The organism is Bradyrhizobium sp. SHOUNA76, assembly GCF_023006445.1.
Classification (GTDB): domain Bacteria; phylum Pseudomonadota; class Alphaproteobacteria; order Rhizobiales; family Xanthobacteraceae; genus Bradyrhizobium.
In genome coordinates this window covers 1-8,694 of the sequence record NZ_JALBHA010000265.1, presented here as the reverse complement: position 1 = coordinate 8,694, position 8,694 = coordinate 1, and the positions used below count along the sequence as shown (strand labels likewise).

Sequence of the window (8,694 nt, the reverse complement as noted above, 5' to 3'; positions counted from 1 at the left end):
GGCGCGCTGGGCAGATTGGGCGCGCGGACGCGCCTGGTTCGGTGCCTCGACCGTGACGGGCGGCAATGTCGCCGCCGTCGACGTCGAACTGGTTCCGGAGACCTGTGCAAGCGACGGCGTGGCGTGCAGCACCATCCCCAAGCCGGCTACCCCCAAGCCAGCTACCCCCAAGCCAGCCATGCCCAGGCCGCCCTTCATTCGTTCCCAGCCGGGCGTTCGTCCGTCGTTGCGCCTCATCGTCTTCCCCGAGTTCCGTATTTGGACAACCCGGGAGTAATCAGATCGAGGCGCTCACCGCCTTTGCGCGCGGGCAAATCACCTTTGATCGCGCGTGGAGGCTTTCGAGTTTACTGACAGCGCTTCGGCGAATGGCCGAAACGCCTGCGGAACGCCGTTGCGAAATTGGCCGGATGGGCATAGCCGACCCGATAGGCCGCTTCGGTGACCGACAAGCGCTGATGGATCAAAAGCGCACGTGCGGCATCGAGCCGCTGCGCCCTCAAATAATCGATGGCGCTCTCGCCATACGCCATCTGGAATTTCTGGTTGAAGGATCTGCGGCTCAACCCTGCGCTCCGCGCCAGTTCGTCGATGCTCCAGGGATAGGCGAGATCGGCATCCATCCGCTCCTTGACCGACTGCAACCGCATCCTCTGGAGGTCGGCGGCCGGGTCGACCGCAATCCGGCCGCGCTCACTGAACAAGGCGTGGACAATGATCTCGGCGGCGTGCGCCGACAGCAGCAATTGGCCTGCGGTTCCCGCGACCGGCGGCGAGAACATTTCTGCCGCCACGGCCTCGATGCGCGGAGATGCCGTCAAAGAGACGACGGCCGTGCCTGCCCCGTCGTTCCCAAACAGCGCCTGAAACTCGTCGCCGAGTCCAAGCTCATCGATGGACGCGCGGGGAAGAGCAAGGCCGATGGCCGGACGATCGCCAGAGCGCGCCACAGCGCTGTCTTCGCGCGCGGCAATTGCCGTCATCTGCCGCTCACCGCTGGCCGCGCGCGTCAGAACGCCGCGGCCGGCATTGTCGTCGAATGCCACGGAGATGAACAGGCCCGAAGCTGCGATCGCAGGGCCGCCCGCGTCGGTGCGAAACTCGCCCCTGACAAACACGCAGCCCGGAAAATCCAGCCATTGGCCCGCTGTCGAAACGTCGGGCTGTGCGGAACTCATGTCGTCTTGAGGCCGTCCGACAATTTGATCGTAAAAGTCCCGCATCGAATTCCGCTTACGCAGCGGCTTCTTTGACGGCTGACGGCGGCGCGCTCAAGGGCGGAGCGCGCAGTTTGGAGGGTTTCGAAACTGGATTTGCTCCAAGAGGCTTTGCGTTGCGCGCGGACGGCGACGAACGCGTCAGATGCCCAGATATTTGTGCTGGAGATCCGGCTCGGCCATCAGCTCGTCAGAGGTGCCGCTCCACACCGTCCTGCCGCGTTCGATGATGGTGTGGCGATCGCAGATGCGGGCGAGGTGGTCGACGTTCTTGTCGACGACCAGGATCGACTGGCCCCGGCTCTTGAGCAGCGACAGGCAGTTCCAGATCTCTTCGCGGATCAGCGGCGCAAGGCCTTCGGTCGCTTCGTCCAGAATCAGCAGCTTCGGGTTGGTCATCAGGGCGCGGCCGATCGCGAGCATCTGCTGCTCGCCGCCGGAGAGCTGGTTGCCCATGTTGGACGCGCGCTCGGCGAGCCGCGGAAACAGCACGTAGATCGCGGCGAGCGTCCAGGGATTGGGGCTATCGAAACGATCGGCCGCGGCCGCGACCAGGTTTTCGCGCACGGTGAGGTTCGGAAAGATCTGACGTCCCTCAGGCACCAGGCCGACGCCGAGCTTTGCGATCCTGTACGAGGGAAGCTGCCTGACCTCGGCGCCGGCGAAACGAATGCTGCCGGCGCGCGCGGGCGTCAGGCCCATGATGGAGCGGATGGTCGTGGTCTTGCCCATGCCGTTGCGGCCCATCAGCGAGACCATCTCGCCTGATTTGATCGACAGCGACAGGCCGAACAGCACCTGGGACAGGCCGTAACAGGTCTCGATGCCGTCGACGTCGAGCAGCGTGTCAGCCATGATGCGTCACCACATGCTGGTCGCCGAGATAGGCGCGCTTGACGTCTTCGTTGGCCCGGATCGCGGCCGGATCGCCGGAGGCGATGACGCGGCCATAGACCAGCACCGAGATGCGGTCGGCAAGCGCGAACACCGCCGGCATGTCGTGCTCGACCAGCACGATCGAGACCTCTTTGCGCAGCTCCTGGAGCAGCTTCACCATGCCCTGGGATTCGGTGACGCCGAGACCGGCCATCGGCTCGTCCAGCAGCAGCAATTTCGGCTTGCTTGCGAGCGCGACCGCAAGCTCGATCTGGCGCCGCTCGCCATGGCTGAGCTTCGACACCAGCACATCGGCGCGATGGGCGAGGCCGACGCGATCGAGCGCGGCATGCGCGGCATCGCGTAAGGATCGCTCCTTACGCGCATTGGCAAAGAAGCGGAACGAGGTGCCGGCATGGGCTTGGGCTGCCAGCGCGACATTGTCCGCGGCGGTGAAATCGAGCAGCAGCGAGGTGATCTGGAACGAACGCGCAAGTCCGAGCGCGCAGCGGCGATAGGCCGGCAAATAGGTGATGTCGCGCCCGGCCAGCGAGACGCTGCCGGAATGCGGCTCGAGATGCCCGGTGAGCTGGCTGATCAGCGTGGTCTTGCCGGCGCCGTTCGGGCCGATGATGGCATGCAGCTCGCCGCTGGCGACGTCGAGCGAGACGTTGTCGGTTGCGATGATGCCGCCGAAGCGGCGCACCAGCTTTTCGACGCGGAGCAGGGGTTCAGCCACGGCCAGCCCTCCCGAGCATGCCGATGATGCCGCCGCGGCCGAACAGCACGATCAGCAGCAGCAGCGGGCCCATGATCAGCGCCCAATATTCGGTGATCTGCGACAGGAACTCTTCGAGCAGCAGGAACACCACCGCACCCATGATCGGGCCGAACAGCGTGCCCATGCCGCCCAGGATCACCATCACCATGAGATCGCCGGAGCGCGTCCAGTACATCACGGCCGGGCTGACGAAATCGGTGTTGTTGGCGAGCAGCGCGCCGGCGAGGCCGCACATCGTGCCCGATATGACGAAGCAGACCAGCTGGTAGCGCTTGGCGGGGAAGCCGATCGCCTGCATGCGCTGCTCGTTGGAGCGCAGGCCCTGCACGACGAGACCGAAGCGCGAATTGACGATGCGCCAGATCAGGAAGATGACGCCGAACAAGCAGGCGAGGCAGAGATAATAGAACTGCGTGCGATTGGAGAGATCGACCAGCCCGGAGAAGTCGCTGCGCTTGTAAACGGTGAGGCCGTCGTCGCCGCCGTAGCGCGCCAGGCCCGAGGCGACGTAATAGGCCATCTGGGCGAAGGCCAGCGTAATCATGATGAAATAGACGCCGCGGGTGCGTAAGCTGAGCGCGCCGATCACGAGCGCGTAGATCGCGGAAGCCGCGAGCGCGACAGGGAACTGGATGAAGCCGCTTCCGACGCCTTCCTGCGCGAGCATGCCGACCGCGTAGCCGCCGATGCCCAGATAGGCGGCGTGGCCAAAGCTCGTCATGCCGCCGAAACCCATGATGAGATTCAGGCTCGCGGCCGCCAGCGCCAGGATGATGATGCGGGTGAACAGCGTCAGGATGAAGATGTTACCCGACATTTGCGAATAGAGCGGCAGCAGCACGAGCCCCGCCAGCATCAGGGCCGTGACGGCCTTGCTCACCGTGAAAGCCTTCATCGGCGGTTGGCCGGAAACAGCCCCTCCGGCCGAACCACCAGCACGATCGCCATTACGAGATAGATCAGCATGGACGACAGCGCGGGTGCGGCGGTGGAGGCAGCGGCGCCGCTCAGTACCTGCCGCAGCAAATTGGGCAGGAAGGCGCGGCCGAGCGTGTCGATCATGCCGACGAAGATCGCGGCGAGGAACGCGCCGCGGATCGAGCCGATGCCGCCGATCACGATGATGACGAAGGCCAAAATCAGGATGTTCTCGCCCATGCCGATCTGCACGGTGAGGATCGGTGCCTGCATCAGCCCGGCAAGGCCCGCGAGGGCGGCGCCCAAGCCGAACACCAGCGTGTAGAGCAGTTTGATGTTGATGCCGAGCGCACCGATCATCTCGCGGTTGGAGGCGCCCGCCCGGATCAGCATGCCGATGCGGGTGCGCATCACGCCGAGATAGAGCAGCAGCGCGACCAGCAGCGCCACAGCGATGATGGCGAGCCGATAGGCGGGATAGTGAATGCCGGGCAGGATCGGCACCGGCACGGTGAGCCAGGCCGGCAGCGGCAGCGCCAGGCCCGCCGGGCCCCAGATCAGCCGGACGGCTTCGTTGAAGAACAGGATCAGGCCGAACGTCGCGAGCACGTGGTCGAGATGGTCGCGGCCATAGAGATGCCGCAGCGCGCTCATCTCGAGCACGATGCCGAGCACGAGCGTGGCACCGAGCGCCAGCAGCGCACCGAGCAGGAAGCTGCCGGTCCAGGCCGCGAAGGTCGCAGCGAAATAAGCGCCCATCATGTAGAGCGAGCCGTGCGCGAGGTTGACGAGATCCATGATCCCGAACACCAGCGTCAGGCCCGCGGCAAGCAGGAACAGCAGCAGGCCGAACTGCAATCCGTTCAAGAACTGTTCGACGACGAGCAGCATCAAGACTCTTTCAGGCGCACGCGGTGTCGCGCCGATGTTCGAACACGGTCGCCATCAGTGAAAGAGCTCCCCCTGCCTGTTCAAGGCGGAAAAATGGGTAATGGCAGTATCGTTCCGAGGCAAGAGCGATTCGACATCAAACATGCACTTTGTTGCATCCTGGCGCGCCGCCCAAAACGGCATTGCCAAACGCAACGCAACATTGTCGCCGTGCAGGCTGGGGCAACCTGCCGCACCCAAACGCACACCCTCTCGCCGGTTGGCCCGGCGAGAGAGTGCGAATTTGTCAGAATGTCAGCAAGGATGACGCCTAGTGGGACGTCATCCGCTGGGGAAGGTCATCCTGCTCGGCGAGCACACTGTTGGCCGTCGAGGCCTCCAGCGCCGCCATCCGGAACAGATAGGCCAGCGTCGCCAGTCCGGTTTCTTCCGCCATCTGCGCCAGTTCGAGCGCCATGTCGGACATGTAGCCGAGATTCTCGTCCTCGATCTGCGCCATGATCTGGCTGTCCCGCATCATGTTCGACATCTCAGGCGCTCTTTCGTTGCGCGGCAGCAGCGCCGCAGAGGTTGGCACGGGCAATGCAGTCGATCCGCGGACCGTCCTGCCGGACGACGCTGGTCAAACCGATACGGTCACGCACGACATCGAGCGACTCCTGACGGATCTCGATCGTTGCCGCCATGGTCAAGGAGTTCTCCACCAGCGCGGGCAATCCCAGCGGCGTCACGACGAATCCGATGTCGTGGAAGCGCGGCAGCCACCAAGTCTCCATCACGAGACAAAGCCGCTCGATGCCCTGGTCGAGACAGAATTCCTGCGCAGCCGCCATCAACTGCAGATTGAAGGCGCCGTCGCGGCGCTCGCGCGAGACGAAGAAGCGCGACCACTCCCAGACCAGCGGGTCCGAGGGGCAACTGCGTACTGCGGCGAGATGCGGGAAGACCTCGCTCATCATCGTCGGCCTGGTGGTCGGATACAGGCGCGAGCCGCCGAGCACCCGGCGGTTCTCGAGAGCCAGCAGGTAGACTGCGTCCTCATTGTCGTAGGTATCGATCTCGCGGCCGTCGGGCTTGCGCAGCGCCTCCCATTTCCGCTCCTCGACGAAAATCTCGTGACGAACCCGAAAATGCTGTTCGAGGACGTCCTCGTACAGGTGCCGATTGACGGCAGAAATCACATGAATCATGAACTCCCCCATGGCTTGAAATGAGGGGAGCCTCAGCGAAAAAGACAAAACCGACTATTGGGAAATTTCCCAGTAGGCGAGGATTTCAGGGATTGATGATTCTGTGGCGGATCGCGATCGCGACCGCGTGCGTCCGGTTGACGGCGCCGAGCTTGCGCGCGGCAGTTGCAAGATGCTCTTCCGCCGTGCGTTGCGTGATGTGCAGGATCTCGCCGATCTCCCACGCCGACTTGCCCTGTGAGGCCCAGGCGATCACCTCGCGCTCGCGGGGGGTAAGGCGCGTCGACGGATGCGGCGCCGGATCGAGCAGACGGCGAATGTGGTCGAAGCCGTACATCCCGATCAGATGCAGCGCCGGCTTGCTGCGCGCATTGAGGTCGAGATGGACGCCGCCGAGCGAAACGCCGGCCTCGTAGCCGGTCAAGCCGTGGATCGGCACGACGAAGCCGCGCGACATGCGGAAATCGGCGGCGCGCCGCATGACCTCCACCGCACCCGGCTCCAGCTCCGGATCATACGGCGCTTCGGACCATTCGAACGGGTTCACCGACTGCCGGCATTTGCGGATCACGGGATCGACACGGTCGTAGCTCTTCTGGGTGTAGAGGCTGAACCACTCCGCCGGCCACTTCTTGGCGAGCACCATCTGGGAAAAGCGCTGCTCGGGATTGGGCAGGCCCGTCACGATGATATGTTCGAAACCGTACCGGCCGAACGCGGTTGCAAGCGCGTCCATGGCGTCAGGAACCTTGGTGTAGGCTCCAAGCCCTTCGATGAAGTCGAGCGCCTCCCGGCCATAATCTACGGCATCTGCGGCGGACATCGGTGCCTTTCCTGACTTTCGCCCTTCCTATAGCACGTATTCGGGAGCTGCCTCAAATGCGCTGCGGCCGTAGTTTCCCGGTGCGCATCTGCTCTGAAGTTTTAAACTACTTGTGGCAGAATTGACGTGACGATACACCTGAGCGTCCGCAGCGGGAAAACCAAATGGAAGACGAGGACATTGCCCTCAACAGCGTGCTCGGCCTGGAATTGAACCGCGTGTTTTTCGCCGTCCACGAAACGGCAAACAAGCAGAAGATCATCGAGTTCGCGCGCGAGGTGCTGCAAAGCGAGCTTGAGGCGCTGGCCGAGAGCGTCTCGCCCGAGGGCCCGGCGAGCTGAAGCGCGGTTGCCGCGTTACGCACTCTGCGACGCCTGCCGTTATGAATGCGCTGATTTAGAAGCGATCTGACCGTTGCCTTCCCTTCTCCCGCTTCCGGAGTGGGAAGCTTGAGGACACCAGCCGCACCCTCGTGCCCCCGACGCAGCGCAGCGTCTCCCTGGCGATGCGAAGCATCGTCCAGCGAGCGATGCGCTGCAGAGCCGAGGCCCATCCATCCGCAACTTCCTCCCTGGCTTTCTGGGTCCCGGCTCTGCGCCGCAACGCCAAAACGCGTTGCGGCGCGTCCGGGACACGAGAGAGGCTTGCCTTTACTGTCCACATCGACACACACTTGCCGCTGGATGACGGCGCAGCTCTCGTAAGATGATCGCCGCCATGATCGTCTTTCGGACGCAAAGAACATGATGACGCTGCGCCAGGTTGAAGTGATCCGTGCCGTGATGGTGACGGGGACCATCGGCGGTGCGGCGAAGCTGCTCAACGTCTCGGCACCGGGGATCAGCCGCCTCGTCAAATACACCGAGCGCTCGCTCGGTATCCGCTTCTTCCAGCGCCAGAACGGGCGTTACTTCCCGACGCCGGAAGCCGAGAACATCTTCGAGCAGATCAACGGCGTCTACAAGAAGGTCGACGATCTCTCCGAGATCATCTCCAAGATCGGCCGCGGCGGGTTGTCCGAACTGCGGATCGGCTCAGTACCCAGCATCTCGCAGGTGATGGTGCCGCGCGCGATCGAGCGCGTGCGCCGCCGCTATCCCGATCTCGGCATCGACATCAACATCCTCAAGCTCGAGGAGGCCATCGACTATCTCATGCTCGGCCGCGGCGAGTGCGTTGCGATGAGCTACCGGCTGGAGCATTCCGCGCTCGACTTCATGCCGCTCGCCTCGGGCGAGCTGTACTGCATCGTGCCGCCGGGCCACGAACTCGCCGGCCGCAAGCAGGTCTCGGCCGCCGAGATCACCCGCTATCCGCTGATCGGGATCGATCCCAACGATCCCTACGGCCGCATCATGGCCGAGATCTTCGCGCGCAACCGGCTCGACTACAACATCACCATCCGCGCGCGCTTCGGCACCACCGTCTGCGCGCTGGTGAAGGCCGGGCTCGGCATCGCCATCATCGACCAGTTCACCGTAGCTCACGGCGGCTATCCCGGGATCGAGCTTTTGAAGATCACCGAGCCGACGCGGTTCGACACCTACATCGCGGTCAAGCGCGGCGCGCCGCTGTCGCTTCATGCCGAGTATTTCATCGAGTCGCTGCGCACCGAGATGCGCGCGGTCGAGCCATCCCGCGGCAACGGCAAAGCCGTGCCGGGCGGCAACGGCAAGGTCGTGCCGGCGCGCGGGCGAAAGAAATAACATGATGTTAGGTTTGCTGGACAAATGGGTAATTGTGTTAGGCAGGGGAAAGGCTATCGTCGCAGTTGGAAAGCCCCCTTGGAATTGCGTGGGTTTCCCCGCTAATGACCGGGACCGAACGCTCCCAACGAGACGATAGCGACCATGTCGAAGCGCGGATACGCCGCCAGCCAGAAGCTCCTCACCGGCCTGATCGGCGCGCCGATCGCGCATTCCGCGTCCCCTGCCATGCATGAGCGCGCCGCCGAGGCGCTTGGCCTGCGCGGCCACTACCAGCTGATCGAGGTCGCCG

At 64.0% G+C, this 8,694-nt stretch carries 10 protein-coding genes and 2 pseudogenes; 4 read left to right on the top strand and 8 right to left on the bottom strand.

Annotation, left to right across the window (positions count from 1 at the left end):
• Positions 1-277: pseudogene (locus tag MOV74_RS23660) on the top strand (hypothetical protein); the annotation flags it as partial.
• A 70-nt stretch (positions 278-347) separates the two neighbouring features.
• Here MOV74_RS23660 and MOV74_RS23655 read toward each other — a convergent pair.
• The 8 genes from MOV74_RS23655 to MOV74_RS23620 form a co-directional block, all read right to left on the bottom strand.
• Complete coding sequence (locus MOV74_RS23655) at positions 348-1,178, bottom strand: AraC family transcriptional regulator (RefSeq protein WP_246927795.1); 831 nt, start codon at positions 1,176-1,178, stop codon at positions 348-350.
• Between the two features lie 180 nt (positions 1,179-1,358).
• A complete protein-coding gene (locus tag MOV74_RS23650) occupies positions 1,359-2,072 on the bottom strand; it encodes an ABC transporter ATP-binding protein (RefSeq protein ID WP_246927793.1) in 714 nt (237 codons plus the stop codon).
• On the bottom strand, positions 2,065-2,832 hold the full coding sequence (locus MOV74_RS23645) for an ABC transporter ATP-binding protein (RefSeq protein ID WP_246927788.1): 768 nt from the start codon (positions 2,830-2,832) through the stop codon (positions 2,065-2,067). The genes MOV74_RS23650 and MOV74_RS23645 overlap by 8 nt, the downstream gene beginning before the upstream one ends.
• Positions 2,825-3,769, bottom strand: coding sequence for a branched-chain amino acid ABC transporter permease (locus MOV74_RS23640; protein WP_246927786.1), 945 nt, complete (start codon positions 3,767-3,769; stop codon positions 2,825-2,827). The genes MOV74_RS23645 and MOV74_RS23640 overlap by 8 nt, the downstream gene beginning before the upstream one ends.
• The gene (locus MOV74_RS23635) at positions 3,766-4,683 is read right to left on the bottom strand and encodes a branched-chain amino acid ABC transporter permease (RefSeq protein WP_246927784.1); all 918 of its coding nucleotides are present in this window, start codon (positions 4,681-4,683) and stop codon (positions 3,766-3,768) included. The genes MOV74_RS23640 and MOV74_RS23635 overlap by 4 nt, the downstream gene beginning before the upstream one ends.
• Positions 4,684-4,993: 310 nt before the next feature.
• Positions 4,994-5,212: a hypothetical protein gene (locus tag MOV74_RS23630; protein WP_246927782.1), complete on the bottom strand. Its 219-nt coding sequence runs from the start codon at positions 5,210-5,212 to the stop codon at positions 4,994-4,996.
• Position 5,213: 1 nt separating this feature from the next.
• Positions 5,214-5,873 carry an acyl-homoserine-lactone synthase gene (locus MOV74_RS23625; protein WP_246927781.1) on the bottom strand — a complete coding sequence of 220 codons (660 nt, stop codon included), beginning with the start codon at positions 5,871-5,873 and terminating at the stop codon, positions 5,214-5,216.
• Between the two features lie 85 nt (positions 5,874-5,958).
• Positions 5,959-6,696: a LuxR family transcriptional regulator gene (locus tag MOV74_RS23620; protein WP_246927773.1), complete on the bottom strand. Its 738-nt coding sequence runs from the start codon at positions 6,694-6,696 to the stop codon at positions 5,959-5,961.
• A 164-nt stretch (positions 6,697-6,860) separates the two neighbouring features.
• Between MOV74_RS23620 and MOV74_RS23615 the strand changes: the two genes are divergently transcribed.
• The 3 genes and pseudogenes from MOV74_RS23615 to MOV74_RS23605 all read left to right on the top strand — a co-directional run.
• Positions 6,861-7,037 (top strand): hypothetical protein, encoded by a 177-nt coding sequence (locus tag MOV74_RS23615; RefSeq protein WP_246927771.1) that lies wholly within the window; start codon positions 6,861-6,863, stop codon positions 7,035-7,037.
• Between the two features lie 402 nt (positions 7,038-7,439).
• Positions 7,440-8,402 (top strand): LysR family transcriptional regulator, encoded by a 963-nt coding sequence (locus MOV74_RS23610; RefSeq protein ID WP_246927770.1) that lies wholly within the window; start codon positions 7,440-7,442, stop codon positions 8,400-8,402.
• Positions 8,403-8,546: 144 nt separating this feature from the next.
• A pseudogene (locus MOV74_RS23605) lies at positions 8,547-8,694 on the top strand (shikimate dehydrogenase); the annotation flags it as partial.

Coding starts and splice junctions, on each gene's coding strand:
- MOV74_RS23655 (WP_246927795.1), bottom strand. CDS start 1,178: ATGAGTTCCGCACAGCCCGACGTTTCGACAGCGGGCCAATGGCTGGAT.
- MOV74_RS23650 (WP_246927793.1), bottom strand. CDS start 2,072: ATGGCTGACACGCTGCTCGACGTCGACGGCATCGAGACCTGTTACGGC.
- MOV74_RS23640 (WP_246927786.1), bottom strand. CDS start 3,769: ATGAAGGCTTTCACGGTGAGCAAGGCCGTCACGGCCCTGATGCTGGCG.
- MOV74_RS23635 (WP_246927784.1), bottom strand. CDS start 4,683: ATGCTGCTCGTCGTCGAACAGTTCTTGAACGGATTGCAGTTCGGCCTG.
- MOV74_RS23630 (WP_246927782.1), bottom strand. CDS start 5,212: ATGTCGAACATGATGCGGGACAGCCAGATCATGGCGCAGATCGAGGAC.
- MOV74_RS23625 (WP_246927781.1), bottom strand. CDS start 5,873: ATGATTCATGTGATTTCTGCCGTCAATCGGCACCTGTACGAGGACGTC.
- MOV74_RS23620 (WP_246927773.1), bottom strand. CDS start 6,696: ATGTCCGCCGCAGATGCCGTAGATTATGGCCGGGAGGCGCTCGACTTC.
- MOV74_RS23615 (WP_246927771.1), top strand. CDS start 6,861: ATGGAAGACGAGGACATTGCCCTCAACAGCGTGCTCGGCCTGGAATTG.
- MOV74_RS23610 (WP_246927770.1), top strand. CDS start 7,440: ATGATGACGCTGCGCCAGGTTGAAGTGATCCGTGCCGTGATGGTGACG.